This is a genomic window from Pseudomonas sp. HP_14 (genome assembly GCF_055283875.1).
This window is the reverse complement of sequence record NZ_JBTOQI010000002.1, coordinates 190,994-216,239: the sequence shown is the minus strand read 5'-3', so window position 1 is coordinate 216,239 and position 25,246 is coordinate 190,994. Positions and strand designations below refer to the sequence as shown.

Sequence of the window (25,246 nt, the reverse complement as noted above, 5' to 3'; positions counted from 1 at the left end):
TTTTGTTTTCTCCGTGCCCGCCCGGGGGGGTGCTGTTTTGTTTTATAACCCCCCCCCCCCCCCCCCCCCCCCCCCGCTGCTCGTCAGCTCCTACAGCCGGTGTTTACGGCTCGATGACGGGAATGTTAGCGTGCTACTCATCTGTAACCCTTTATAAAAAGCGTGCGAGAGTAGCTACCCCATGAAAAAGACCGTACTTGCCTTCAGCCGTGTATCCCCCGAAATGGCCGAACGGCTGGAACAGGATTTCAACGTGATCGTGCCCGACCCGAAGCTCGGCGATCTGAATGCGCAGTTCAATGACGCGCTGCCCAAGTGCCACGGCATGATCGGCGCAGGTCGACAGCTAGGGCGCGAACAGCTGGCAGCGGCCACTCAGCTGGAGGTGGTGTCGAGCATTTCCGTCGGTTACGACAACTACGACGTCAGCTACTTCAACGAGCGCGGCATCATGCTCACCAATACTCCGGATGTGCTGACTGAAAGCACCGCTGACCTGGGCTTTTCCCTGATCATGAGCAGCGCCCGTCGGGTTGCAGAACTGGACGCCTGGACCAAGGCCGGTCAGTGGAAGCGCAGCGTTGAAGCCGCGCAATTCGGCACGGATGTTCACGGCAAGACGTTGGGCATCGTCGGTATGGGCAACATTGGCGCAGCGGTTGCGCGTCGTGGTCGTCTGGGTTTCAACATGCCGATCCTGTACAGCGGCAACAGCCGCAAGACCGAGCTGGAGCAGGAACTGGGCGCGCAATTTCGCAGCCTGGATCAACTGCTTGCCGAGTCGGACTTCGTCTGCCTGGTGGTGCCGTTGAGCGAGAAGACCAAACACCTGATCAGCAGCCGTGAACTGGGCTTGATGAAGTCCAGCGCAATTCTGATCAACATCGCCCGTGGCCCTATCGTCGACGAAGCAGCGCTGATCGAGGCCTTGCAGAACGGCACCATTCGCGGTGCAGGGCTGGATGTCTACGAGAAAGAACCACTGAGCGAGTCGCCGCTGTTCAGCCTGAAAAACGCCGTAACCCTGCCACACATCGGCTCGGCCACCACGGAAACCCGACAGGCCATGGCGGATCTTGCCTACACCAACCTGCGCGCCGCGTTGCTGGGTGAGAAGCCGAAGAACCTGGTGAATCCGCAGGTGTGGAAGGGTTGAATTTTATCGGCGTTTGAAACATCGCTATCGCGAGCAAGCTCACTCCTACAGAGGTATGTGAATCTGTAGGAGTGAGCTTGCTCGCGATGGCGTATTAGCTGACCCCGCCGACTCAAGCCAGCTTCGCCCCCGCCGGCACCACCCCCTTGGGCTTCCTGAACACCAGCACATTGCCCAGCATCACCAACACCAGCCCCATCAATGCGGGTGCAGTCCATTGGTAGCCTTCGGCGAAAGCCGAGATGTTCAGCGCCACCACCGGGAACAGCACCGTGCAATACGCTGCACGCTCCGGGCCCATGCGGCCGACCAGAGTCAGGTAGGCGGTGAAGCCGATCACCGAGCCTGGAATGACTAGATACAGCAACGAACTGACATAACGGGTCGTCCACTCAAACCCGAACGGCGTGCCACTGAGCAAGCAATACAGGCTGAGCATACTGGCGCCATAAAACATGCCCCAGGCATTTGTAGTCATCGGGCGTAGACCGGCTTTCTGCTGCATGCTCGACAACATATTGCCCGCCGAGAAACACATGGTGCCCAGTAAAGCGAGGCCCAGCCCCATCAGTGTCTCTTGGCTGGCGCTGTGCCCGGACAGTTCAGGCCAGAACAGACAGCCCAGACCGATCAGCCCCAGAGCGCCGCCTGCCAGCACATTGCGGGCGATTTTCTGTTTGAAGAACACCCGCGCATTGAGTGCATTCCACAGGGTCGCAGTGGAGAACACCACGGCGATCAGTCCGCTGGGGATCCACTGGCTGGCGGTCAGGAAACACATGAAGTTGATGCAGAACAGACACAGTCCCTGTGCAACGCAAAGCATGTGCCCGCGCTGGTTGACCTTCTGCAGCTTGCCGCTGAGCAACAGCATCGCAAACAACACCACCGCCGCGAGACCGAATCTGTAAACGATGGAAACCGCAATTGCCACCTCGCCGAGCTGCAACTTCAACGCGATCCAGGTGGTGCCCCAGATCAGGACGGTAAGCAAATAAAGCGAAATGTTCATGACGCGACTCCCAATGTGAGGCATCAGTCTGCGGCGAGCATGAGCCGGTCATTTGCATAATCTTGCGCATTTGCTTCAGCGGTGGCTGGCAGAGAGTGCTGTAAGGCGTAGGATGCGAGCCATGCCAGCCATCGAATCCATCCAGGTCTTTCAGGCCCTGAACAGCTCACCCCATGCTCAACTGGAGCAGAGCGCGGTGCTGGGCGATGGTTTGGTCGCAGCGTTATGGAACAACCGTCACGACTCGCAGGAGTATCACGGCCCCAGCCATCACACGCTGTCGTGCTACATCGACGGCGGCACGGGCACGTTTCGTCGCGATCGGCCTGACCAGAAAGGTAGCCCCGACAAACTGTGCACCCTGCCCGCCGGGCATGAGTCAGCGTGGGTGATCAACGGCGAAATTCGTCTGGCGCACCTTTACATCAGCCCGGAACAGTTCGCCCTGGGCTGCATCACTCTATTGGACCGCGAGCCTCGTGAGCTGCAATTACGGGAGAACACGTTTCACGATGACCCGGAGCAGGCCCTGCGCTTTCGTCAGTTGATCCAGATGAACTGGAATGAGCCCGGCGAACGCTTGCTGACCAGCAGCATGGCCCACGAAATGCTCAGCCGCGCGCTGTTTGATCAGGTCGGCATGCGGGACGGTTTGCGTTTGAAAGGCGGCCTGGCAGCGCATCAGCGTCGACATCTGGTGGAGTTCATCGAAACTCACCTCGCCGAACCACTGAGCCTTGGGCAACTGGCCGGGCTGTGCGCACTGTCTGAATATCACTTCGCAAGGATGTTCCGCGAAAGCTTCGGTTTGCCGCCCCATCAATACCTGCTTGCCCGGCGCCTGAACCACGCTCGCCAGTTGCTGCGCACTACGCACATGGCATTTGGAACGATAGCGCTGGAATGCGGCTTTGCCAGTGCCAGCCATTTCAACAACCGCTTCCGGCAAGCGATGGGGGCTACGCCGGGGGAATACCGGTTGGCGTTTTCCGGGAAACATTTCGCCTGCTCCCTGTAGGAGTGAGCTTGCTCGCGATTCGGTCTGTCAGGCGATGAATACATCACCCGAGATGACGCTATCGCGAGCAAGCTCGCTCCTACAGGGTAGTGTTACAGCGCGACAGTGCAACATCACGCCAGCATCTGATTAATAAAAATCAGCGGCCCGACCAACACCACTGCCGCCGCGAGCACCAACACCAGTCGTGGCAGAAACGGGATAAGGAACACCAGCAACAGCGCACTGGCCATCAACGCCGCAAACCATTGCACCACGCCCATACCCGAGGGTGTGGAAGCCATCGCCGCCCACAGCGAGAGCAACAGGCACAACCAGCCAATGCTCTTTAACAAACGGCTGCGAGCAGGGCTGAGCTTGCCGTGCAGCAATTCACCGTAGTGTTTGGTCATGGACAGGCAGAGCGCCGTGAAGCCCACGTAACACAGCAATGTCGCCAGCAACATCAGTGAACCTCGCTTTCAAGTCGGGCCGACGGTGAATGTCTTTCAACCGTAGCCGTTGCTATCGGCCGCAACGGGCGGAATTTTCTGGCGCCCCAAGCCATGAAGAGCCCGGTAAACAACACTGTCAGATCAAAACCAATCAATACCCAATCATGCTTCTGCACTGAAGCGAGCAAGTAGTGGCCGCTGGTAACGATGTCCAGCAGCGGCAGACCGACAAATAACACCGCACCCAACATCAACTGCTCGCGCCACGCCTGACGGCCTTTGCGCAGCAACGCATGAAACACTGAAAGGCCCCAGACACTGAAGAACAGATTGATCTCCCAATCACTGCGCTCGGCCAGCCCGACCGGGAGCAAGCGATTACCCCAGAAGAATGCAGCAACGGCAAGCATCAACCCGGCCATGCCTGCGATGTTGAGCACTTCCACCAGTCGCAGCTCAAAAGGCAAAACGCCGGCCTTGGCGTGTTTGACCTGACGCTTGGCCAGCCACATCACCAACCCGGTGCCGATCATGGCCGTCCCGGCAATACCAAATACGAAATACAGCCAGCGCAACAATGGCCCGGCAAACTCACCCAGATGCAGCCCGTACATGGCGCCGGACACCAGCAATGGTCCGGAACGCTGAGTTGGCAACGTCAGCACCTCACCACTTACCCCGTTGAACACTACGTTAATACCCGGATCATGAATGACGCTGCTGCCAGCACCGGGCGACACCACGACCGTTGCCGCTGCATCACCCGGGTTATAGACCACCAGGCGACCCACCTCTTTGTCCGGCCACTGCTGCCCAGCCGCCCGCACGATCGGCGCAAGAGGTGCAAGGGCCGCAGCCGTGCCGGTTGCCTTACTAGTGTTGGTATTCGGAAAAACATCAGCAAAAAACGCCTGGGTGTCCTTGCCATAAGAGGCAACGATACTGGCAGGCATGACCAGCGACATGAAGATCACCAGGCTGCTGTAGGTAATCATCAGATGAAATGGCAGCGCCAGAACACCAATTGCGTTATGCCCGTCCAGCCAGGAGCGTTGACCTTTGCGCGGCCGAAAGGTGAAGAACTCCTTGAAGATTTTCTTGTGGGTGATGATCCCGGTGATCAGCGCAATGAACATCAACATGGCGGCAATGGTCGACAACCAGCGACCCCAGGGATGCGGCATTTGTAGCTGGAAGTGGAACCGGTAGAAAAACTCTCCGCCCATGCTGCTGCGCGTCTGGATTTCTTCGCCGGTTTGCGGATCCAGGCTCTTGCGCATGAACGCGCCACGCTTGCCCTCTTGTTCTGCGGTCTGCCACATCAGCCCCAAGGCAGGCTTGCGCTCATCGGGTAGATCGATAAACCAGCGCGTGGCATTCGCCGCGTGTTGCTGCAGATAAGCCTGGGCCCGATCGACACTGGCCTCGGTGTCGACCACCCGAGCCGGGATTTCCGGATGAGTCCAGCGGTTAATTTCGTCCTTGAAGTAGGACATTGTTCCGGTCAGGAATATCGCGAACAACAGCCAGCCGAATACCAGTCCGATCCAGGTGTGCAGCCAGGCCATTGCCTGACGAAAACCTTCCTTCATGACAACCACCGTCCCAGACCGAAAACAACCGCCAGAATGGCCGCAGGCAGCAGGATGCCTGCCCATGCCCGCCATGCCGTACGGCACGCAAAGCACCAGATCACCGCCAACAGATAGGCCACAAATGACAGCATCATGCCGGTGACAACCGCATCGGCGCGGGACATCGGCACCCATTGGGTGATGCACACGCTGGTCAACGCCGCGATCAGATAACCGCCAAACAGTGCGGCCACGATACGCGAAGCGACCGCCAGCCGATAAGCCAGGGAGACACCGGCAGCTTTGGCTTTAGGCGTTCGTTTACGGGTTTGAGGAGCGTCCATCGTCGCGTCGTTCATCAATGAGCAATCGTCAGTAAAGGACAGCGCCCAGTGAAACATGAGCGTTGAATCGGCATGGGGATATCCTGATCGGGAGGCTATCGAGCAGGACATTCTTTGACGTCCCGCACGAACAGAACGCAATATTAATGATAAATATTCTCATACGCAAAAGAGTCTGCCAGAATCCGCGCAATTAAATGGTTCATTGCGGACTGCAGCAGTCATGCCCCTCGCCCAATACGCGCTCAACGAAACTGTCGAAGGCCTGTATCACGCCCATCACAACTGGCTGACGGGCTGGTTGCGGCGTCGGCTTGGCTGCCCGCACAGCGCTGCAGACCTGGCTCAGGATACATTCGTCAAAGTCCTGCTGGCCCGCGATACGCCGCAGATTATCGAACCCAGAGCATTCCTGACCACCATCGCCAAGCGCGTATTGTTCAACCACTACCGCCGTCAGGACCTTGAGCGCGCCTATTACCAGACGCTGGCAGAGATGCCGGAATGTGTCGCGCCTTCGGAGGAAGAGCGGGCGATCATTCTGGAAACATTACTGGAGCTGGACCAGTTGCTCGATGGCCTGCCTGTTGCGGTCAAGCAGGCGTTCCTGTTGTCGCAAGTCGACGGCCTGAGCCACGGTGAAATCGCCACACAACTGGGCATTTCCATCGCCACGGTCAAACGGCATCTGAGCAAGGCGCTGTTGCGCTGCTACTTCGCACTATGAATCCGAACAACGAATCCCTGAACAAGTCAGACATCGCGCCAGCAGTGGCCGAGCAGGCAGTGAGCTGGCTGATCGAAATGCAGAGCGGTGCCCTCGCTCCGCTACGCCAGCAGGCCTGGCAGTTGTGGTTGAACAGCAATACCGAGCACCAACGAGCCTGGGCACATATCCAGCGGGTCAATCAGCGCTTGAGCGGGCTTTCGTCGCCATTGGCGCATGCCGCCATTAATGCACCGAGGTCCAGCAGCCGACGCCAGGCGCTGAAATTGCTCTTACTGCTGGGCGCGGGGTCCGCAGCAGGCTGGGGTTTGCGCGATCAGCTTTCGCTGCAACCGTTGCTCGCCGATTACCACAACGGCGTGGGCGAGCGGCGCAAGATCGCGCTCGACGACGGCAGCGAAATCCACCTGAACACGGCGAGCGCCATTGACCTGCGTTTCGATGCCGAACAGCGCCTTATCAAACTGCTGCAAGGCGAAATCATGCTGACCGTCGCGGACGATCCCCGGCCGCTGAAACTGACCACGGCCGAGGGCAGCATTCACCCGATATCGGCAGCAAGCCGTTTCGACGTGCGCCAGCTCGAAGGTAAAACGCAGTTGGCAGTATTCAGTGGCGCAGTGCAGTTGAACCCGACAACGTTCACCGGCCCTGGCTTGCAGTTACAGGCCGCGCAGCAGGTCGTGTTCAACCGCAATGCATGGGGGCCGGTAAAGGCGCTGGACGCCAACAGCGGCGCCTGGGCCGATGGCATGCTGGTGGCAGCGCACATGCGTCTGCAGGACTTCCTCGCCGAACTGAGCCGCTACCGTCGCGGCCATCTGCAATGCGATGCGAAAGTGGCTGACCTGCTTATTTCAGGGAGTTATCCACTGGCCAACAGCGAGCGGATTCTGGACTTGCTGGAGGTGGCATTGCCGGTGCGCGTCAAACGGTTTACCCGGTATTGGGTGAGTGTTGAGGCGCGAGTTTGAGCGTCAGGTCACAGCCTGATTTGAAGTGAGACGTCTGTAGGAGTGTGCTTGCTAGCGTTAACGGTAAATAGGTTGAGAAATTACCGTCTGCCCTGACGCTATCGCGAGCAAGCTCACTCCTACAGGGCCCGTGTTTGCTGCGCGACAGCGCGGCTGTCTGGACGACGGGGGCGCTCCTGCAGAGGCCAGCTTTTGCAGAAAGAAAGCGGCGAGTCAGCAAACTGATAATTATTTTTCAAAACCGGTGAGCCGTTTTCGATAGCTCGCGTGACAGACAGGGAAAGCACCTTAATCCTCTCGCCCAAGGACTCCTGTATGTCAGTTCGCCCCAGCCGTTTGTCTCCCCTGTCTCGCTCGTTGCGGCATATCGTATTTGGTGCCGGTCTTTCGCTGTGCAGCGTGCCGCTGGTGTATGCGGCTGATGCGGACAGCAAGACGTATCACATTGCCCCAAGCCCGCTTGAGAACGCACTGAATCAGTTCGGGCGCGAAGCAGGCGTGCTGATTTCTTTCGGCTCGCAAGTCACCAGTGGTTTGCAGAGCCGTGGACTGGAAGGTCAATACACGCCTGAACAAGGCTTGGCAGCGCTGCTCGAAGGAACAGGCCTGCAAGCCAATCCCGATGGGCAGAACGGCTTCACCTTGCAGCCGGTGAGCGCACAGGCCAATGGTCCGATTGAGCTGGGCGCGTCGACCGTCGTCGGAGACTGGCTGGGCGAGGCGCAACAAACTGACGTCTTCGAGCACCCAGGCGCGCGTGACGTGATCCGCCGCGAAGAAATCGAGCGGATGGGCGCCAGCACTGCACGGGAAGTGCTCAATCGCATCCCTGGCGTCAATGCCCCGGAAAACAATGGCACAGGCAGCCATGACATGGCACTGAACTTCGGCATTCGTGGCCTCAACCCACGTCTGGCATCGCGCTCGACGGTATTGATGGACGGCATCCCGGTGCCCTTCGCACCTTATGGTCAACCGCAACTGTCCTTCGCGCCGATCAGCATGGGCAACATGGATGCGGTAGACGTGGTCCGCGGTGGCGGTGCGGTGCGTTACGGCCCGCAGAACGTCGGCGGGGTCGTCAACTTCGTGACCCGCGCCATCCCCGATGAGCCAACGCTCAAAGGCGGTTTCCAGACCGAAACCAGCCCTTCCTCCAGCCACGACGGCTTCAAGACCACGGGTAACGTGCTGGCGGGTGGCACGGCCGACAATGGTCTGGGAGGTGCGATTCTGTACACCGGCGTGCGCGGCGGCGACTGGCGTGAGCACAGCGATACCCAGATCGACGACTTGATCCTCAAGGGTAAATACCAGATCGACGATGCCAATAGCGTTAACGCCATGGCTCAGTATTACGAGGGCGAAGCGGATATGCCGGGCGGCCTGAACGTCGCCGCCTACAAGGAAGATCCCTATCAGTCGACGCGCTTGAAGGACAAGTTCTGGGGCCGTCGTACCATGGTCAACTTCGGTTATCGCTACGAAGAAGATGCACGGGTTTTCACTGCCAATACATTCTTCACCAAGACGTTACGCAGCGGCTATCTGGAGCAAGGCAACTTCGTTTCGCTGTCGCCTCGCGAGTATTGGGTACGTGGCCTGGAGACGCGCTTCTCTCAAGGGTTTGCGTTGGGCGAAAGCTGGCATGAAGTCGGCGTAGGTTATCGCTACATCAACGAAGCCGGGCACGAATTGCGTTATCGCGAAAACACCGTGAACAATGTGCTGCCGACCACCAGCAGCCCTTACGACCGCGATACCCGTGGCGCGACTGAAGCCAATGCGATCTACATTGATGACCGTATCGATATTGGCAAGTGGACCATCACGCCGGGCATTCGCTACGAAAGGATCGATACGGCGCAGTCCGATAACTTCAACAACCTCAAATACAAGGGCGACTACAACACCGCCCTGCCCGCTTTGAACGTGCTGTATCACCTGACCGATAGCTGGAACCTGTATGCCAACACCGAAGGCTCGTTCGGCAGCGTGCAGTACAGCCAGATGTCAAGCCGCATTGCCGGGGGCGAAGTCAAACCCGAGAAAGCCCGCACCTGGGAATTGGGTACGCGCTACGACAACGGCAACCTGCGTGCCGAGATCGGCGCATTCCTGATCAACTTTGATAACCAGTACGAGACCAACCAGACCGACAGCAGCGTGATCGCCCGTGGTGAAACCCGTCATCAGGGTATCGAGACCAGCGTCAACTATGCGCTAGCTGGCCTGAACCCTGCGCTGGCGGGCTTCGATGTGTACGCCACCTATGCCTTTGTAGATGCCACTATTCGCGAAGACGGCCCGAACAAAGGCAACCGCGTACCGTTTGCGTCGAAACACAAAGGCACCCTTGGCGTGGCGTATACCGAAGGCCAGTGGAAGCTGAATCTGGACAGTTCGTACCAGAGCGATCAATTCGCCGATAACGCCAACACCCGTACAGAAACAGCCAATGGCGCTGCTGGCAAGATCCCGGGTTACATGCTGTTCAGCACGCGTGCTGCTTACGACTTTGGCCCGCAGCTATCTGACTTGAACGTCGCGGTCGGGGTGAAGAACATCTTCAACCACGAGTACTTCACCCGCTCGTTTGACGACAACAACCGAGGCAAATACGTCGGCGAACCACGCACGGTGTATGTGCAGACGTCTGTGGCGTTTTGATACACCGCGTCGCCTGAATCGTCGGAATGCCGCCCAGACCAAGCCTCGCTCCCACAGTGATCGCATTCCCCCTGTAGGAGCCGGGCTTGCTCGCGATGAACGATTGCGTCTCATGCATCGTCGGAATGCCGCCCAGACCAAACCCGGCTCACACAATGGTTGGGTTGCGCTCAGTGTCCGTTTTTACCAGCGATACGTCGCACTCGCCTGTACGGTGCGTTGCGAGCCGTACCAGCACCAGCCGTAACCGCTACAGGACGCAACGTATTCCTTGTCGGCCAGGTTGGTGACGTTCAGCGCCAGACGCAGGTTGTCCATCGGGTTGTACAAACTCGGGATGTCATAGTGCGCGGCTGCGTCAAACAGCGTGTAGCCAGGCACTTTCAAGGAGTTGGCATCATCCCCCCACGTCGCCCCGACGTAGCGTGCACCGCCGCCGACACCGAAGCCTTTCATCTGACCATCACGGAAGGTGTAATCAACCCAGGCCGAAGCGGTATGACGCGGAATGGCGATGCTGGTCTTGCCTTCGGCAGACTCGATTGCACCACTGGCGAGACCACTTCCAGGCGTTACTCTGACGGTGTTGTTCGACTTCGTCGTCTGGTTATCCAGATAGGCATAGGCCGCCGTGATATCCAGGTTGTCACTCAAGCTGGCTTTACCTTCCAGCTCGAAACCACGCGACTGCACTTCGCCACTCTGTACCTGACAACGGCTGCCGTTACACCGAGGCGTAATGTCCGGATCCAGCGTCAACACATTGGATCTACGAAGATCGAATACAGATGCCGTAATGAAGCTGTTGCTGCCGGGTGGCTGGTACTTGATACCCAGTTCGTATTGCGTGCCTTCGGTTGGGTCAAACGGCTTGTTGCCCAGGCCGGTACCCGATTGTGGCTCGAAAGATTCGGAATAGCTGATATACGGGGCCAGGCCGTTATCGAATAGATAAACCAACCCCAGTCGCCCGGTGAACGCCTCGGCTTCAGTTGAGCTTTTGGTTTTAACTTTGGTGGCGATGTTCTGCGAACTGTTGGTGCTGTCAGCCCAGTCGTAACGGCCACCGGCCAGGAACACCCACTTGTCCCACTTCATCTGCTCTTGCAGATAGAGGCCCTTTTGCTGGCTGCGGCCTGTGGCGTCGGTGAGATAAGGAGGTGTCGTCACGGCACTGCCGTAGACAGGATCGAAGATATCCAGGGTTGCGGTCGCGGGAAAACCGGATGCCTTGGTATCAGTGCTGGTGTTCTGATAATCAGCCCCAAATAACACAGTGTGCTGCAAAGGCCCCGTGGCAAATTTAGCCTGCACCTGGTTATCGATCGTGTAGGAATCAAGATTCACATCAGTCGCGATGACGCTGCGATTGAGTGTGCGGAAATCTGCTTGCAGAGCGCTGTTGTAAACGCTGCGATAGAGACCCTCACTGCGTATGTATCGAGCGTTCTGGCGAATCGTCCAGACATCGTTCAGATGATGCTCGAACAAGTAACCGACGGAGTGGTAATTGCGGTCGCTTTTCTCGACATCCTTCTCGCCATCATAAAAATCGACATCGATGTCACGACCCGTCGGGCTTCTCAGCACCGAGCCAAACGCCGGCACCGCACCGTAGGATGCCCCCTTCGGATCAGCCTGATAATTGGCCAGCAACGTCAGCGAAGTATCTTCACTCGGCCGCCAGGTGAACGCACCGGCGATGGACTGACGACGGGTTTCGGTGTGCTCGACCTGGCCATCAGCATCGTCGTACAAACCGGAAAGACGGTATGAATAAACCCCTTGATCATCGATCGGGCCACCGAAATCGAAGGTCGTACGTTTCTTGTTGAAGGTGCCGTAGGTCAAGCCGATTTCATGAAACGGTGTCTCGGTCGGCAGCTTGCTGACCATGTTCACCACACCGCTAGGGCTTGCCTGGCCGTACAGCACTGAAGACGGGCCACGCAGAACTTCAACGCGCTCAAGGTCGAAGGCGTCTTTCTGTGGGGAGGCATCGCGGCTGCCCGGCATGCGCAAGCCGTCCAGATAAGTCGCGGGCGAAAAGCCACGGATACTCAATTGGTCCAGACGTGAGGCAGTCGCACCGCGCGTTTCGGGCACAACCGCTGCCGTGTAGCGCAGGATCTGGTTCAGGCTCTGGGCACCTTGCGCGGTCATCTGGTCCTTGGTCACCACCGAAATCGATTGCGGGGTTTCAATCAACGCCGTGTCGGTCTTGGTCCCGGTACGACCGCGGGTAGCCACGTAACCGGACACCGGTCCCGAGGCAGTTTCGCCCCGCCAGGCCCCCTGGATATCTGTAGCGCCCAACTCCATCGCACCCGCAACCGACTCGGGCGCAACCTCGATGCGATAGCGACTGGACGACAACGCCGTGGCCCGCAAACCACTGCCAGCAAGCACACGCGCCAGCGCGACTTGGGTATCGAATTCGCCCTGCAGGCCAGCGCTGTTCTTGCCACGGGTCAGCGCCGGGTCGAAGGCCAGCACCAGACTCGCCTGCTCGGCCAGGCTATTGAGCGCCTGGCTCAAATCACCGGCCGGTATCGAGAAATTTCGTACTGAGGCCTGCGAGGCCGAAACGGTTTCAGCAGCATGGAGCGGCGCGATGGCAAACGCCATGACGACGGCCAAAGCCAGTGGTTGCAGAGAATGGACAGCGCGTGACATGGACAATCCTTGGCATGGAAATTAAGTACTCCTAGCCATGACGCACACCGGAGAAAAACAGACAGTGAATGAGATGGATTTTCATTCAAATACACGAGACTTATTTTTTTGCCGCGAAATATTTCTTTCACGCCGGGGTTGAATTGTTCCTCGATAAGCGCCAACACTGTGATTGAGGCCAGACAAAATGAACCTCCTGAAAAGGAGCTCGTCCGATCTCACAAGAGCAAGCCTTAGAAGGGAACAACTATGCAAATCCAGGTCAATTGCGATAACCACATCGAAAGCAGTATCCGACTGGAGGAGTGGGTCCGTACCACTGTAGAAAGCACGCTCGAACGTTACGAAGAGGATCTGACTCGCATTGAAGTCCACATCCGCGATGAAAACGGTGACAAGCCGGGCCCGCATGACATGCGCTGCCAGATGGAAGCCCGTCCAAAGGGTCACCAGCCTATCTCGGTCACTCACAAGGCAGACACCCTGGATCAGGCAGTGGATGGTGCCGCGGTAAAACTTGATCACGCTCTTGAACACTTATTCGGCAAATTGCGCAAAAAACGCGCAGGTGCCCCAATCGTTGACGACACTACGATTGAATCGGAAAACCCCGACGCTCTGTTGCAGGAAGAGTTTCTGGAAAAGGAACAGGAAAAAAGCGTTGCTCAACTGGGTTGAACTACGCTGACCTCAGCTAATTGACGACGCTGGACAAAGGGCGGGCCTGTTAAACAGGCCCGCCCTTTTTCGTTCCGATATCCAAAGGCGTATACAACGCTTAATTGGCTGGCTTTACTCTGACGAACAGCGGGGTAAAGTGCTCAACCTTGATCGGCAGGTTGTCGGCCAGTGTGGCAAGGGCCGCGTCGGTGTCGTCCAGACGGAATACGCCGGAAACCCGAATCCCCTGCATGGCCTGCTCATCGAACTGCAAAACGCCACGCCGGTAGGCTCCGAGCGCTTGCAGCACTTCGCCGAGTGGCCGGTCATTCGCCTTGAGCAAGCCACGAGTCCAGGCAGCCGGGTCGTCGTTACCAATGGCGTTAGGTGCCTGTACAACGCCATCCTTGAGCGTGGCCCGCTGGCCCGTGTTAACCCGAACGTCAGTCAACCGATCAGCATTGGCGGCGACTGCCGATTCAAGCACGCTGACCTGAACCGAACCGTCCTGCCCTTTACGCACCACAAAGCGCGTACCCAGCGCCGTTATGGTGCCTTGACTGGTCTTGACCACGAATGGGCGCTGCTGGTCTTTTGCCACCTGCACCCACATTTCGCCGCGATACAGCTCAATGACACGCTGCCGTTCGTCGAATTCCACGTCGAGTGCAGAGCCGCTATTGAGCCGCAACTCGCTACCGTCGGTCAGCAATATCTCTCGCCGCTCTCCGGTCTCAGTGCGTTCATCGGCCAGCCATACCGGCGCCTCATTGACACTTAACCAGCCAAAAAACAGCACGCCCAGCAAGGCAATGGCTTGCAACGGTCGCGGCGAAATCTTGCCTTTTGCGGGCGGAAAAACCTTGCCCAATGCCTTTCTGGCGGGCTTGGCAGGCAATTGTTCGAAACTGCCCATTACCGCCTGCATGCGGGTAAAGGCCAGTGCGTGCCGTGGATCGGCATGGCGCCAGGCGTTGAATGCCTGCCGATCAGCGCTGCTGACGGCGTCATCATGCAGCAACGCCAACCACTGCGCGGCCTGCCCGATCATCGACTCCGACGGTTCGTGCTCCGCATTCATGACAAGTGGCCCGAACCGTGCAGAGTTTTATAGCAATGCACCAGCACGCTGGCCATGTACTGCTTGACCATGCTGGCGGACACACCCAATACCGTGGCGATTTCGTTGTAACTCAAGCCGTCCAGACGGTTGAGCAAAAACGCTTCACGTGGCTTGGCGGGCAGTCCTTCCAGCATCCGGGAGATTTTTTCGAGTATCTGCAATGCGCTGTGAATCGCTTCGGGGCTGGGAATATTGGCTTCGTCAGCACCCAGCGCAAGAGCGTCCAGGTAAGCCTGTTCGATCTTGCGACGTCGGGCGCCATCGATCAGCAGACGCGTGGCAGTAGTCGTCAAAAATGCACGAGGCTCTTTGAGGTTCTGCGGCTCGGCAAGCGTCAACACACGAATGAAAGCGTCATGAGCAAGATCGGCCGCTCGCTGCGAGCAACCCAGTTTTTTACGCAGCCATCCATGCAACCAGGAGTGATGGTCGCTGTAGAGCTCAGTAAATTGCCGATGACGATGGATCAAGTCGTCATCGGATGCAGGAATGTCGCGCATGCGGCAATGCTTCTTAAACACGAAAAATTATCATTAACGCGGAAGATGCCATCATTCTGTAACAACGGCAAGCGCAGGATCTTTTTCCGATTATTCACTTAATTGTCGAGAACTAAAGGGACAACCCCCCAGTCAATTTATGCAGACCCAACTGGCAGGTACCGAAAATGGATAATCCTTTTCAGCAGATTACCGATGCTTTCCATCCTGACTATCGGGTGAACCTGAGCATTCAAGGCCTCGACGGCAGCATCATGCTGACGTTGTCCAACTCGACTGGCGTGGTTGCCAAACGCTTGATCAGTGCCGCCCAGCGCAATGATCCCAAGCGCTTGCAGCGACTGATTGAAAGCGTGCAATTCGGCATCGCGATCGAAGAAGGTCATAGCGCAATCAAGATTCTGGCGGCCATGACCGACGGCGACGTGAAACGCCTCGCGCCCCCGCCCTCGAAGCTGGCCAACCTGATGGCTACCCGCCCGACCGTGTCGGTGGGGATTTGATGCGGAGCCATCACTGTTTCGATGGCGGCATCCTTCACTTCAACAGCACCTCAGGCCCGACTGTCGATAACCTCCAGCGGGCCTGAATAATTTCGTACTTTTCTATAGAACCCTGTGGGAGCGAATTTATTCGCGAGGGGGTCTTCTCATACGACACACACCTCTTGAGCCTGCTCTGGCCCATTCGCGAATGAATTCGCTCCCACCGTAGAGTCATCGATACACCCCCCACCGAATGCTCAGCTTTCCGTTTTGTCCTTCACCGACGGAAAGCGTGACGAAGCAAATCGCACCACCAGAATCGCAAACGCCAGCAGCAGAATCCCGCCACACAAGTAGATGATCCCCAGATCTGGCGGAGCATGGTGAGAAACGTCGCTGATCAACAACCGCGTCAGGGCAGTGATTGCCACGTAGATCAAGAACCTGATGGGCATGTGGTTGGTCTTGAAATAGATACCTACCATCGCCCCGAGTTCGAGGTAGATAAATAGCAGCAGAATGTCATCAACGCTGACACTGCCTTTACCTATCATTTCTATGAAGGCCAAAATTGCACCGTAAGCAGTGATCGCCCCAATCCCGAAAAGAGCCAGGTAATGGAAAGCCTCTACGCACAGGTTGCCAAGCGAATCCGCTTGGTCGTGAAGGGTTTTGCGTAGCTTTTCAGCCCATTTCAGTTCTGACATCTCTAACTCATCCTGTACAAAAATTGAGCAACACTACCAGGTCAACATAATGCCGCTTTGTGCGTGAAGCGTTGCCGTGCGTGATTCTCAAGCAGGAACGAGGCCATTTGCCAGACTTAAGAGCGCGGCGGGTTGTCGCAAGGCACACAAGAAGAGTAAAAAAGATGCGGGTTAGCCACTATTCAATTTAGAACGATTGGCTTATGCTTGGCACTGTATAAAAAACCAGTATCAGCTTAACCGATTATGCAGCCGTGCAGATCGGCTGGTTCATCTACTCTGCTTCACACGCACACCGGGGGCGTTCCCCTCCAATACTGCACCTGATTACGAGGCCTGACATGGCTGTTGAAACCCTATATCGCAGTACCCGCGACTTGGAGACTACATTCGTGGATCGTAAACTCGCCGATGCACACGACCAGATGCTCGAACTGGCAGAGTCGCTGACCGAGATTCTGATGAAGAACGTGCCGGGCCTCACCGAAAAACAGGCTGAAGACACCAGTATCTTCATGGCCAAGAACCGTGTCGTCTTTGCCGCTGCGTTCAAGAACAACGCGGGTGCACTGGCTGAGCTGGGTCAGGAAGGCTGAATAGCAGTGCAGCAAACACTGGATCTGTAGGAGTGAGCTTGCTCGCGATAGCAGTAAAGCTGTTGAAAAATTATCGTCTGACCAAGTGCTATCGCGAGCAAGCTCACTCCTACATAAAGTGCATTTCAATTCAGTGATTTGCATTGTTTGATAACCACTCACGCGTAACGCCCGGTAGCGATAGCGGTTTCTCTGAAAGACTTTGTTCGATTAGATGGCGCGTCAACATCAAAGCAATTGAGAAGCAGTCTCATCCATGTTAGCCTCGCCAGCACATTTTTGGTGGCTGCCATGGGCGGCGAACTTTGCTTTTCAGAGCGTTTTGCCGTGCCCGATCAAGCCGCCAGGCTTAGCCTCTATCTCGCCCATCGTCCCGCGCTGATCAACTACGCCAAAGGTGTGTTGGGTGATCGCGCGAGCGCCGAGGATGTCGTGCAGGATGCCTTCTTGCGTTTCAACGAGCCGACCAGCACAGCTCTGGAACAGCCTGCAGCTTATCTCTATCGTATTGTGCGCAATCTGGCCCTGGATGCCATGCGCCGACAAAACAGCGAGAGCCGACAGCATCAGAGCCCGCCGCAGTGGATGCAACCCGGTCAGCTGCAGTCCCCCGAACAACAGTTTTTGCACCAGGCTGACATCAGCCGGGTCGCCGCGACGTTCGCTGACCTACCCGAACAAATGCGCATCGCCGTCGAGATGCATCGGCTGGGTGGTTATACTCTGCAGCAAATCGCCAGCCACCTGAACATCTCGCTGTCCATGACCCACCGCCTGGTGCGTGACGCTGTGGTTCAGCTGGCCTCCAGTATCGAAGTTGAACCGTCAGCGCAGATGACTCAACGCAAGGAGCGCCCACGTGCATGAGTTGACGCCTTCCACAGCCAGCCTGGAACAGGCCAGTGACTGGTTACTGGATCTGCAGGCTGAACCCGAGCGCTTCGAGGAGTTCGATCACTGGCTGAACGCCAGCCCGGAGCACCTCACCGCCTGGGCGCAAGTCAATCGCGCCTGGTCAGCTATCGAGCAACCGTCCACTGCCGCACACTGGCCGAAACCAACCGAAGTCGCACGACTTAAGCCGTCACGCCGCAACCGGTCAATGCTTGCAGCGGCCTGCGTCTGCGTGATCGCTCTGGGCGCCGCATGGCTGAACAATCCGGACTGGCAGGCGGACTATCACACCGGCACAGGCGAAACCCGTGTCGTGCAATTGGCGGACGGCAGCCAGTTGACGTTGGCCGCGCGCAGTGCAGTGGATGTGAGCTACAGCGGTGATACCCGACAGATCACCTTGCGCAGCGGCGAAGCGCTGTTTGATGTGGTGCATGACGCACGACGGCCGTTTGAGGTCGATGCCGATAACGTAGTCATCCGGGTGCTGGGCACCTCGTTCGATGTTGCACGCAGTGATGCCGGCATAAAAGTCGAGGTCCGGGAAGGTGCCGTCGGGGTCAACTCCAGCGGTACGCCATACCGTCTTGGCGCAGGCCAACGACTGTGGCTTGATGCCGCCCAGGGCGGGGCTCAGCAAAGCATGGTCGCACCCGACGAAGTGGCCAACTGGGTCAGCGGCCAGCAGTTCTTCGAGAACGCCACGGTGCTCGAAGTCGTTGAGCAATTACGCAAATATCAGCGTGGCTGGATAGTGATCGGTGACGATGCGCTGGGGCAAAAACGGGTAACCGGGCTTTATGATTTGCGCGATACGCAGCGGGCGCTACAAGCGCTATCAAAACCGGTTGGCGCGCAAGTAAAGCAGTATTCGCCGCTGCTTACGGTGTTGAAGTAGGCCTTACGATCATCCCTCGCACAGTAACGTGGGGCCGGGTTTATCCGTGGAGGCGGTATAGCTGACGATGCAAATTGTTGAATGTACAGTCACCTTACCGGTGTTCACGGCGCCTTGATGTAGCGCTGCAAACACTGAACCTGTAGGCGCTGCCGAAGGCTGCGATGGCGGCGTGTCAGCACTTAATGCTTCGCAGCCTTCGGCAGCTCCTACAGAAATGCGCATGATGGCCATGGTTCGTGGCATACAAATCACGCGCCCTCCCCCACCTTCAACAACTGTTCAGCCAACATGTCTGCCACGCGTGCGGGGGAACGTTTTTCGGCTTGGGCATGCGCATACACTTCGGTCAATCGTTGGCCAATGCGCGAAAGATGTCCCGTGATGGTGCCGGGACTTTCCCCTGTGTGCTGCAGGGCAACGTAAATAAGCCCGCCAGAATTGATCACGTAATCGGGAGCATAAAGAATGCCGCGCGCTTCCAGTTGATCAGCCACCTGCAAACTGCTGAGCTGATTGCTGGCCCCGCCAGCCACGGCAGCACAGCGCAGTTGAGCCACCGTCTGACTATTGAGCACACTGCCAACCCCGCAGGGTGCAAGAATGTCGCACGGTGTGCTGAGCAACGCTTCACACGCAATCGGATGAGCGCCGAACTGCTCCATGGCCAGTTGCACACGCCCTTGATCGAGATCGCTGACCAACAAGTCGGCACCGGCAGCATGCAGTTGCTCCGCCAACGCATAGCCCACATTACCCAAGCCCTGTATCGCCACCCGCAAACCTTCGAGGTTATCGCTCCCCAACCGGGCCATCGCCGTGGTTCGAATCCCGGCATAAACGCCCATAGCCGTGTGCGATGAAGGATCACCTGATTCGCTGGTGCTGGTGACATGCCGGGTATGCAGCGCGATACAGTCCATATCGGCGCTGGAGGTGCCACTGTCCAGGGCCGTGATATAGCGCCCGTTGAGACTTTCGATAAAACGCCCGAACGCTTCAAACAAAGCCGCACGGCTGGGCAAGTGTGCAGGTCGCATGATGACTGCTTTTCCGCCCCCTAACGGCAAGCCGGCAAGCACTGCTTTGTAGCTCATGGTTCTGGCCAGGCGGATAGCATCCTCGATCGCGCTCTCTTCATCCGGATAGGAGAGATAGCGACAGCCCCCCATCGCCGGCCCCCGACGGCAATTATCGATCGCGATCACTGCCTTGAGGCCGGTTTCCCGGTCGACGACCAGATGCAGCGACTCGACGCGTGATGTATGCATGAGTGCGAACATCAACGGTGCTCCGGTGTGTTTTTTCTAAAGCGAGTATAGGCGCTGCGAAAAAAAATGATGGACCGCTCGGGACATAGGCGGGAAACACCGTGGCAGCCCTATTTGTAACTGGACGAATGGCATCAGGGGGTCTAAAACAGGTCATGACTGCCAAGGTCTGCTCGGAGAGCGACATGACACCACGTCAACACTGCCTGGCCTGCCTGCAACAAGAACCGTGCGATGTTTTCGAAGCCGCGCTGTGGATATCCGCCGAGCATGATCAGCCGTTCACACCCGAACTGATGCAAGGTTTCATGGACGATCTGTTGCGCCAGACAAGGGCAGCTCTACCGGCCTTACCTGTATCCGAACTGGCACAGCCATTACTGCGGCAACTCAATACGCTGGGCTTCGCTCAGGATGACTGGAACCCGCCAAAGCCCCAGTCAGCGCTGCTGCATAAAGTCGTGGAACGTCGTCGAGGTCAGCCTCTAGGCTTGGCGTTAGTCGCCATGGAGTTGGCCAGGCGCCTGGAGATCAAACTTGAAGGCGTGAACTTCCCCGGCCACTTTCTGGTACGCGTCCCGGGTGCTGACCACCTGCTGGACCCCTGCGGCGGGCGCAGGCTTTACCCCAAGGACTGTCGTGAGCTGTTGGCCCGGCAATTCGGCCCAGAGATGCAACTGCGCGCCGAACACATGGCGCGAGCAACCGATATCAACATTCTGCAACGCATGTCGCGTAACCTGCGTCATCTGCATCAAATCAACGATGATTTCCTGGCCGCCCTCAAGGACGCCAACCGTGTCATGGAGCTGGGCCCGGCAACCACCGCTGATTACCTGGCCCGCGCAAGCCTGTATCGAAGCCTGGAATGCCCGCAGGCCGAGCGTTACGACCTGGAGCACGCGCTGATGCTGAGTGACGACACGGTACAGCGCTTACGACTCACCGAACGGCTGGGTCAGTTACCCCACGGGAGAGCAATTCATTAGGCGAAATCGGGATGTGATTTGCGCACAGCCCAACTCAGCGCCTTCAACCCCATGCCCGTGGTCGATTGTGCGAGGTCTTTTGCACCAGAAGCGCCAAGCACTAAACCAATCACGCCCCACACATAATATGGACTGGCTGCGGCCCGATCTCCATCAAGATAAGCCAGGTATCCCCGGGCAAGGTTAATGGAAGTATTGAGTAGCCCCCAGGCCAGCGCAGCAGGCGGGAATGGAAGCAGCAGAATCGTGCCAGTCCACTTCACCAGTGTGTAGAGGTTCTCAGCGAAGGTCTCGGATTTGCTGAGTGACTGCTCATCAACGTCCTCAATCATGCGTTTGATCATGGCGTCATGCAGAACCTGCAAGTCACGGACCCTGTCATTTGTATTAAAGGTCAGCGACTTCAATGCCTGTTGCGGGTTTCTCAGCAGTTGCGAAAAGAGCGTGCCGACAGCGGGTTGGTTCTTGTAGCTGACCCGGTTGTAATAATAGGTATCCATCCCCGGCACAGTCAGCGTTGACGTAAATACCGCGTAATTTCTGAAGCAAATGCCATCGGGCGCGTTAGGCGTATAAATCAGATTGTAATCGGCCTCATCAGTGCCATTGTGTTTGAAAACGTACACCCCCTCGATCAAGCGACCGTTGAGGTACAACTGGTTAAGCGAACTGTTACCCGCACCCCGCTCACGATCCCGTGAACTGTCGGGGTGATCCGGATATACCGTGGCAAGCAGGTTGATAGCCCATTGGTACTGCGCCTCGGTAAATCCATTCTCCAGATAGGTGATCAGTACGTCCCGGCGCATTTCAAAAAAGCTGCGTTGAGCAAATAGCGCCCTCCTCTTCGCATGATCGGGATGCTGACGGTCGTGATATTCCTCCTTGAGTATCCCGATGTATCTTTCGCCCAGCGGCGCGGCAAGCACTTCTTTTATAACCGGCATGGAGAGTTCAGACAGATCCTCCCCCGTGGATGAGTACATGGGAGCTCGCTCGTCCAGGTTGTAGATAAAATCATTCATGAGTAACTGCGTGAGGGAGACCAGATCGGTATGAGGACCGAAATCTGGTTGAAGCCTTCGAGTGCGGCTATGCAAATCGAAATACACCGTGTCCGTGTTGACGACCAGATCGACACCCTTTCTTTTCAACACATTCGAGATGTAAATCTCTCCCGAGAGTCGGGCGAAGTGGCGATAAGAGATAAGCTGCATGCTGTTCTTGTAGCTCTTTTGCAAAAACTGAATGCGGGCCTCGCATAACGCCAGTTGTCGGCGATATTTATAGGTAGAAGTGTTCCGCTCGCCTCCGACTACCCTCGGTAAATCGGCCAGTTGATAGTCGATTTGGGTGTTTATCAAGGCGGACATACTGTCCTGAAAGTTTGATTCCTGGCTGGCAACCCTACGCACATATTCTGGCTTCCAGGAGGTAGGTTTCAGAATGACCGCTTGCATGAATGCAGCAGTGGCGTCCCGATAAGCTTGCAGGGATTGCGCGATGAGGTAATCCCTGCCACTTGGCTTTGCCGACCATAACGCCACTTCATGGTACAGCTGGAGCCAACTGCCAAACTCGAAAATATCGCGTCCGCCAGGCGCACCGGGAGCGTAAAGCACGTAGTGCTGATCAGTGTCGGTTTCTTCGCTAAACACAATGACATCGCGCAACTGATTGCCCACACCACCGACTTCCAGGGCTCCGGTTTTACGTGTAGCGCCTTGCTGTTGACGATCCGCTCGCAACGCCCAGACCAGGTCCACACCCTTTTCCGAAATATGGTGCTGCAGTTTTGCGGCCCAGGTGCTCAGCGCCAATGCACTGTCGCGTTGATGCAATAGCGCCCGCTGGGTATCAGGTTGACGATAACGGGCTTCAAGTTCGTGCCGGTACTGATGGCGTAAGTCCAGATCAGCCACCAACTCTTTAACGAACTCAAAGGTGAACCTTGGGTGATTGCTGCCCCGGGGCAGCTCTACGCGGGCGTCCGCTTCGACGGCAATCAACGGCAGGCCATTCAGCGCATATTCAAACAGTGACTTCCGATAGAACGGCATCAGGTCCCCTGCTGGGGAGGACCATCTATCTTTCACAATAATAAATACTTTTCGGGGGTCCACGCGGTAACCCAAATGCTGGCGGATATAGTCATCAATTTTTAATAACGCATAGTCCTCCAGCGACTCCAGGCCGGCCAACAACTGACTTGCAGCGTCAGCACGGTCACGGTATTCCCTGGCGAACACTTCATAGCCAGCCTTTTCATGATCACTGGCGTGCTTCAACCAAAGGGGAGTGCTCAGGGCTTGCAGGCGCTGCATGTGCAAGTGAAAACTCTGCCGCCGTGCCTCGTCGAAGGGGGCGAAGATCTGAGACATGTGTACGGCGCTCAGAAAACTCGAAACACCTTTGCCTGCGGCGTTTTTAATCAAGAAGTGGAAATCATCCATTTGCTTGGCACGCATCGCCTTTACCAGGTTGCGTGTCAGGTCATCGGAAGCCAGGCTGTACTGAATTTCAATGTCAGAGGCCTCCGAAAACAGGTCAACTTGTGACAACAAGAGGTCTGCGAGCAATGCGCTGCGCTCTCCTGAGTCGGAAAGTCGTTTGTGAAGCTTTTCATTGAGCGATGAAAGCGAGCTAAATTTTTCTACGCCGTGCATGGCTGTCAGCAACAACACCGGCCCTGTGCTACTTGCCGGACTCAGTATTTCGCCAGCCCGAGACGTCAGGCTGATAACAAAGGTACTGTGCAACAGGGCAGGCGTACGATCCTGCGCGAGCAACGAAACTCTGTACAGGCCTTCCTCTACAGGCTGGTCAAGTATCCACTCCAGACGGGCCTTGTCCTGCTCATCCAGATTTCCGTTCAGGTGACTTATTTCCATCTCACTGAAAAAGGCTTTGCCCTGCAGGGAAGCCCAACGCTTCTGACGGGTAATAAGCCGTCCGGTAGAGTCCGGATTTTTTATGTCCTGTGACCAGAACTCATCCAGCAAATCCAGGTAGTGGTCAGACAAACGCTCACTGGTATAAGCGAATATCGCTTTAAGTCCCTCTCCATCGGTTTGCCTTGCCAGAAACGCCTCATTAGCAGTGTCATGGCGCGTATAGACCGCAACGAAATCACCGCCAAAGGTATCAACGCCGTCAGTAAGCGTCTGAATCATCGCGTCTGTGAGAGAGACCGAACTCAATAACTCTCCCTCCGGATTTCGATGATTGAGGAACAGGATATCGGGGTTGTAATCGACTCCGGCCCTGAGCAGAGCCGCGCTTATGAGGCTCCGTGCCGCTTGACGCAGGCTCGGCATGGAAGAGAGTAATTCGGCTGCCTGGGCTGAGGCGTCGCAAAGCCGGGCCAGTGGCCGCGATATCTGCGAGGAGTGAGAAACATAAGCAGGGGACGTGAAGCGCGACGCTACAGAAAGATCATTCATGGTAAAGCTCCAATAATGCGGTCACGTCCATAAGGCATCCAGCCAGATGAAAGAACACGTGAGCCGCCGGTTCGTGTCTATAAGACGCGTCCGATGGTTCTGCATTGCGGTATATATTGCCCCCCTTGGAGACACGCATTGACGGGCAAAACCCGTATCGCTGACAGACGTATTACCGGCGAACGTAGCTCACGATGGCAAAACGACAATTACGCTTGCTGTAACACTCCATCTCGTAAACCCCTCTTTTTCTGCGATCTGACAGTCACTATCATCCCGGCCACGTTGATTTTGAAGCTCCTGGATCTGCGTATTATTTAGCCGCTGCCGTGCAGCGGCTTTTTTTTGCCATCACATAATGGGCTTCAGCGGTTTTTGTTTGGGAACTTCACCGTTCGCTTCCCGACGTTTACGCGCAATGCTGTCGAAACCCTCTCCCGAAGAACCAAAGTGTTGCAGGCACTTGAGAACATGCACCGCTCGTATGTAATCGGGTAGCAACATTTTCGCGTACCGATCGCCCGTATAAGACTTGGTTTTCATCTCATCGATATGCCTCGCAAAAAACTCCAGCGAGTTCATCTCGTCATCGGGCTTTACGGCCTTGCCATATTTATCAAACTCAACCGCTGCTCTCCCCAGCAAATCGGCAGTCAGGTTATCAATCAACCCGTAGGAATAAAGTGTTTTACCCACTTTGGCGAGATTCGTCGGACTGATCTTCTCGGGATCAAAATCCTTGAACAACGGCTTTAGCTGACCCAGTTCCATTCTTGTCGTGTTGAGTGCGGTACCGTTCTCACCGATTTCATCCAGCATGCGGGTCACATCAACCGGCCGATCAGCCCCTGGCTTCCGGATAAACACTTCTTTGATGGTAAAGGGCGGGAGATATCCCCAAATACTCATATTCAATGCTCCTGCAATAAGTTCCTGTGCCAATAAAACTATCGGGGCCAGCACAACAAACTTTATGGGCAATAGGAGCATTCTTAGAAATCAAGACATGTGCTACACAACGAATAGAAAGCGCCTACAAAAATCTCAGACCCTGCCCTACAAATAAGTGTGTTTAAACGAAATATCTGAATACGC

General features: G+C 56.6%; 22 protein-coding genes. 11 read left to right on the top strand and 11 right to left on the bottom strand.

Annotated features, from left to right (window positions below; genetic code table 11):
- Positions 1-181: 181 nt before the first annotated feature.
- Positions 182-1,156: a 2-hydroxyacid dehydrogenase gene (locus ACYASS_RS03150; protein WP_243245560.1), complete on the top strand. Its 975-nt coding sequence runs from the start codon at positions 182-184 to the stop codon at positions 1,154-1,156.
- A gap of 112 nt (positions 1,157-1,268) precedes the next feature.
- On the opposite strand, the gene ACYASS_RS03145 is transcribed toward ACYASS_RS03150, so the two are convergent.
- On the bottom strand, positions 1,269-2,168 hold the full coding sequence (locus ACYASS_RS03145; protein ID WP_463585046.1) for a DMT family transporter: 900 nt from the start codon (positions 2,166-2,168) through the stop codon (positions 1,269-1,271).
- Between the two features lie 121 nt (positions 2,169-2,289).
- On the opposite strand from ACYASS_RS03145, the gene ACYASS_RS03140 reads away from it, so the two are divergent.
- Complete coding sequence (locus tag ACYASS_RS03140) at positions 2,290-3,186, top strand: helix-turn-helix domain-containing protein (RefSeq protein ID WP_463585045.1); 897 nt, start codon at positions 2,290-2,292, stop codon at positions 3,184-3,186.
- Positions 3,187-3,299: 113 nt separating this feature from the next.
- Here ACYASS_RS03140 and ACYASS_RS03135 read toward each other — a convergent pair whose 3' ends face one another.
- Genes ACYASS_RS03135 through ACYASS_RS03125 form a run of 3 tightly spaced genes read right to left on the bottom strand, consistent with a single transcriptional unit; the run spans position 3,300 to position 5,553 of the window.
- The gene (locus tag ACYASS_RS03135) at positions 3,300-3,632 is read right to left on the bottom strand and encodes a DUF3325 domain-containing protein (protein ID WP_463585044.1); all 333 of its coding nucleotides are present in this window, start codon (positions 3,630-3,632) and stop codon (positions 3,300-3,302) included.
- Positions 3,632-5,212, bottom strand: a complete 1,581-nt coding sequence (locus tag ACYASS_RS03130; RefSeq protein WP_463585043.1) for a PepSY-associated TM helix domain-containing protein — start codon at positions 5,210-5,212, stop codon at positions 3,632-3,634. Before ACYASS_RS03130 ends, ACYASS_RS03135 begins: the two co-directional genes overlap by 1 nt.
- Positions 5,209-5,553 (bottom strand): DUF3649 domain-containing protein, encoded by a 345-nt coding sequence (locus tag ACYASS_RS03125; RefSeq protein ID WP_463585042.1) that lies wholly within the window; start codon positions 5,551-5,553, stop codon positions 5,209-5,211. Before ACYASS_RS03125 ends, ACYASS_RS03130 begins: the two co-directional genes overlap by 4 nt.
- Positions 5,554-5,761: 208 nt before the next feature.
- On the opposite strand from ACYASS_RS03125, the gene ACYASS_RS03120 reads away from it, so the two are divergent.
- From ACYASS_RS03120 to fecA, 3 genes are all read left to right on the top strand, one after another.
- The gene (locus ACYASS_RS03120; protein ID WP_122662172.1) at positions 5,762-6,265 is read left to right on the top strand and encodes a sigma-70 family RNA polymerase sigma factor; all 504 of its coding nucleotides are present in this window, start codon (positions 5,762-5,764) and stop codon (positions 6,263-6,265) included.
- The gene (locus ACYASS_RS03115) at positions 6,262-7,239 is read left to right on the top strand and encodes a FecR domain-containing protein (protein WP_463585041.1); all 978 of its coding nucleotides are present in this window, start codon (positions 6,262-6,264) and stop codon (positions 7,237-7,239) included. The genes ACYASS_RS03120 and ACYASS_RS03115 overlap by 4 nt, the downstream gene beginning before the upstream one ends.
- 315 nt (positions 7,240-7,554) lie before the next feature.
- Positions 7,555-9,909, top strand: a complete 2,355-nt coding sequence (gene fecA, locus ACYASS_RS03110; protein ID WP_463585040.1) for a TonB-dependent Fe(3+) dicitrate receptor FecA — start codon at positions 7,555-7,557, stop codon at positions 9,907-9,909.
- Positions 9,910-10,092: 183 nt separating this feature from the next.
- Here the strand turns inward: fecA and ACYASS_RS03105 are convergent, their stop codons facing one another.
- A complete protein-coding gene (locus ACYASS_RS03105; RefSeq protein WP_463585039.1) occupies positions 10,093-12,585 on the bottom strand; it encodes a TonB-dependent siderophore receptor in 2,493 nt (830 codons plus the stop codon).
- A 249-nt stretch (positions 12,586-12,834) separates the two neighbouring features.
- Between ACYASS_RS03105 and ACYASS_RS03100 the strand changes: the two genes are divergently transcribed.
- Positions 12,835-13,263, top strand: a complete 429-nt coding sequence (locus ACYASS_RS03100) for an HPF/RaiA family ribosome-associated protein (RefSeq protein ID WP_122662180.1) — start codon at positions 12,835-12,837, stop codon at positions 13,261-13,263.
- 100 nt (positions 13,264-13,363) lie between these two features.
- Here the strand turns inward: ACYASS_RS03100 and ACYASS_RS03095 are convergent, their stop codons facing one another.
- Together ACYASS_RS03095 and ACYASS_RS03090 are read right to left on the bottom strand one after the other, a co-directional pair.
- The gene (locus ACYASS_RS03095; protein ID WP_463585038.1) at positions 13,364-14,326 is read right to left on the bottom strand and encodes a FecR domain-containing protein; all 963 of its coding nucleotides are present in this window, start codon (positions 14,324-14,326) and stop codon (positions 13,364-13,366) included.
- Positions 14,323-14,868, bottom strand: coding sequence for a sigma-70 family RNA polymerase sigma factor (locus ACYASS_RS03090; protein WP_122662184.1), 546 nt, complete (start codon positions 14,866-14,868; stop codon positions 14,323-14,325). Before ACYASS_RS03090 ends, ACYASS_RS03095 begins: the two co-directional genes overlap by 4 nt.
- Before the next feature lie 167 nt (positions 14,869-15,035).
- Here ACYASS_RS03090 and ACYASS_RS03085 point away from each other — a divergent pair, with 167 nt between their 5' ends.
- Positions 15,036-15,371 carry a DUF3509 domain-containing protein gene (locus ACYASS_RS03085; RefSeq protein WP_463585037.1) on the top strand — a complete coding sequence of 112 codons (336 nt, stop codon included), beginning with the start codon at positions 15,036-15,038 and terminating at the stop codon, positions 15,369-15,371.
- 239 nt (positions 15,372-15,610) lie between these two features.
- On the opposite strand, the gene ACYASS_RS03080 is transcribed toward ACYASS_RS03085, so the two are convergent.
- The gene (locus ACYASS_RS03080) at positions 15,611-16,060 is read right to left on the bottom strand and encodes a phosphate-starvation-inducible protein PsiE (RefSeq protein ID WP_243245571.1); all 450 of its coding nucleotides are present in this window, start codon (positions 16,058-16,060) and stop codon (positions 15,611-15,613) included.
- A 341-nt stretch (positions 16,061-16,401) separates the two neighbouring features.
- On the opposite strand from ACYASS_RS03080, the gene ACYASS_RS03075 reads away from it, so the two are divergent.
- The 3 genes from ACYASS_RS03075 (at position 16,402) to ACYASS_RS03065 (ending at position 18,448) form a co-directional block, all read left to right on the top strand.
- Positions 16,402-16,656, top strand: coding sequence for a YebG family protein (locus ACYASS_RS03075; protein ID WP_095102175.1), 255 nt, complete (start codon positions 16,402-16,404; stop codon positions 16,654-16,656).
- Between the two features lie 291 nt (positions 16,657-16,947).
- Entirely contained in the window at positions 16,948-17,523 is a 576-nt protein-coding gene (locus ACYASS_RS03070) for a sigma-70 family RNA polymerase sigma factor (RefSeq protein ID WP_463585036.1), read from the top strand.
- Positions 17,516-18,448 (top strand): FecR family protein, encoded by a 933-nt coding sequence (locus ACYASS_RS03065; protein ID WP_463585035.1) that lies wholly within the window; start codon positions 17,516-17,518, stop codon positions 18,446-18,448. The genes ACYASS_RS03070 and ACYASS_RS03065 overlap by 8 nt, the downstream gene beginning before the upstream one ends.
- 251 nt (positions 18,449-18,699) lie before the next feature.
- On the opposite strand, the gene ACYASS_RS03060 is transcribed toward ACYASS_RS03065, so the two are convergent.
- Complete coding sequence (locus ACYASS_RS03060) at positions 18,700-19,731, bottom strand: Leu/Phe/Val dehydrogenase (RefSeq protein WP_243245575.1); 1,032 nt, start codon at positions 19,729-19,731, stop codon at positions 18,700-18,702.
- Between the two features lie 173 nt (positions 19,732-19,904).
- Here ACYASS_RS03060 and ACYASS_RS03055 point away from each other — a divergent pair, with 173 nt between their 5' ends.
- Positions 19,905-20,708 (top strand): SirB1 family protein, encoded by an 804-nt coding sequence (locus ACYASS_RS03055; protein ID WP_463585034.1) that lies wholly within the window; start codon positions 19,905-19,907, stop codon positions 20,706-20,708.
- Here the strand turns inward: ACYASS_RS03055 and ACYASS_RS03050 are convergent.
- Positions 20,705-24,151 carry a dermonecrotic toxin domain-containing protein gene (locus tag ACYASS_RS03050; protein ID WP_463585033.1) on the bottom strand — a complete coding sequence of 1,149 codons (3,447 nt, stop codon included), beginning with the start codon at positions 24,149-24,151 and terminating at the stop codon, positions 20,705-20,707. The two genes, ACYASS_RS03055 and ACYASS_RS03050, sit on opposite strands and share 4 nt — an antisense overlap.
- Before the next feature lie 351 nt (positions 24,152-24,502).
- A complete protein-coding gene (locus tag ACYASS_RS03045; RefSeq protein WP_463585032.1) occupies positions 24,503-25,060 on the bottom strand; it encodes a hypothetical protein in 558 nt (185 codons plus the stop codon).
- Positions 25,061-25,246 lie beyond the last annotated feature (186 nt).

Excerpts from the sequence above, each read along its gene's own strand:
- ACYASS_RS03045 (WP_463585032.1), bottom strand. The coding sequence starts at position 25,060 with ATGAGTATTTGGGGATATCTCCCGCCCTTTACCATCAAAGAAGTGTTT.
- ACYASS_RS03060 (WP_243245575.1), bottom strand. The coding sequence starts at position 19,731 with ATGTTCGCACTCATGCATACATCACGCGTCGAGTCGCTGCATCTGGTC.
- ACYASS_RS03120 (WP_122662172.1), top strand. The coding sequence starts at position 5,762 with ATGCCCCTCGCCCAATACGCGCTCAACGAAACTGTCGAAGGCCTGTAT.
- ACYASS_RS03140 (WP_463585045.1), top strand. The coding sequence starts at position 2,290 with ATGCCAGCCATCGAATCCATCCAGGTCTTTCAGGCCCTGAACAGCTCA.
- ACYASS_RS03135 (WP_463585044.1), bottom strand. The coding sequence starts at position 3,632 with ATGTTGCTGGCGACATTGCTGTGTTACGTGGGCTTCACGGCGCTCTGC.
- ACYASS_RS03145 (WP_463585046.1), bottom strand. The coding sequence starts at position 2,168 with ATGAACATTTCGCTTTATTTGCTTACCGTCCTGATCTGGGGCACCACC.
- ACYASS_RS03105 (WP_463585039.1), bottom strand. The coding sequence starts at position 12,585 with ATGTCACGCGCTGTCCATTCTCTGCAACCACTGGCTTTGGCCGTCGTC.
- ACYASS_RS03125 (WP_463585042.1), bottom strand. The coding sequence starts at position 5,553 with ATGAACGACGCGACGATGGACGCTCCTCAAACCCGTAAACGAACGCCT.
- ACYASS_RS03095 (WP_463585038.1), bottom strand. The coding sequence starts at position 14,326 with ATGAATGCGGAGCACGAACCGTCGGAGTCGATGATCGGGCAGGCCGCG.
- ACYASS_RS03130 (WP_463585043.1), bottom strand. The coding sequence starts at position 5,212 with ATGAAGGAAGGTTTTCGTCAGGCAATGGCCTGGCTGCACACCTGGATC.
- ACYASS_RS03115 (WP_463585041.1), top strand. The coding sequence starts at position 6,262 with ATGAATCCGAACAACGAATCCCTGAACAAGTCAGACATCGCGCCAGCA.
- ACYASS_RS03090 (WP_122662184.1), bottom strand. The coding sequence starts at position 14,868 with ATGCGCGACATTCCTGCATCCGATGACGACTTGATCCATCGTCATCGG.
- ACYASS_RS03150 (WP_243245560.1), top strand. The coding sequence starts at position 182 with ATGAAAAAGACCGTACTTGCCTTCAGCCGTGTATCCCCCGAAATGGCC.
- ACYASS_RS03085 (WP_463585037.1), top strand. The coding sequence starts at position 15,036 with ATGGATAATCCTTTTCAGCAGATTACCGATGCTTTCCATCCTGACTAT.
- ACYASS_RS03100 (WP_122662180.1), top strand. The coding sequence starts at position 12,835 with ATGCAAATCCAGGTCAATTGCGATAACCACATCGAAAGCAGTATCCGA.
- ACYASS_RS03070 (WP_463585036.1), top strand. The coding sequence starts at position 16,948 with ATGGGCGGCGAACTTTGCTTTTCAGAGCGTTTTGCCGTGCCCGATCAA.
- fecA (WP_463585040.1), top strand. The coding sequence starts at position 7,555 with ATGTCAGTTCGCCCCAGCCGTTTGTCTCCCCTGTCTCGCTCGTTGCGG.
- ACYASS_RS03055 (WP_463585034.1), top strand. The coding sequence starts at position 19,905 with ATGACACCACGTCAACACTGCCTGGCCTGCCTGCAACAAGAACCGTGC.
- ACYASS_RS03080 (WP_243245571.1), bottom strand. The coding sequence starts at position 16,060 with ATGTCAGAACTGAAATGGGCTGAAAAGCTACGCAAAACCCTTCACGAC.
- ACYASS_RS03075 (WP_095102175.1), top strand. The coding sequence starts at position 16,402 with ATGGCTGTTGAAACCCTATATCGCAGTACCCGCGACTTGGAGACTACA.
- ACYASS_RS03050 (WP_463585033.1), bottom strand. The coding sequence starts at position 24,151 with ATGAATGATCTTTCTGTAGCGTCGCGCTTCACGTCCCCTGCTTATGTT.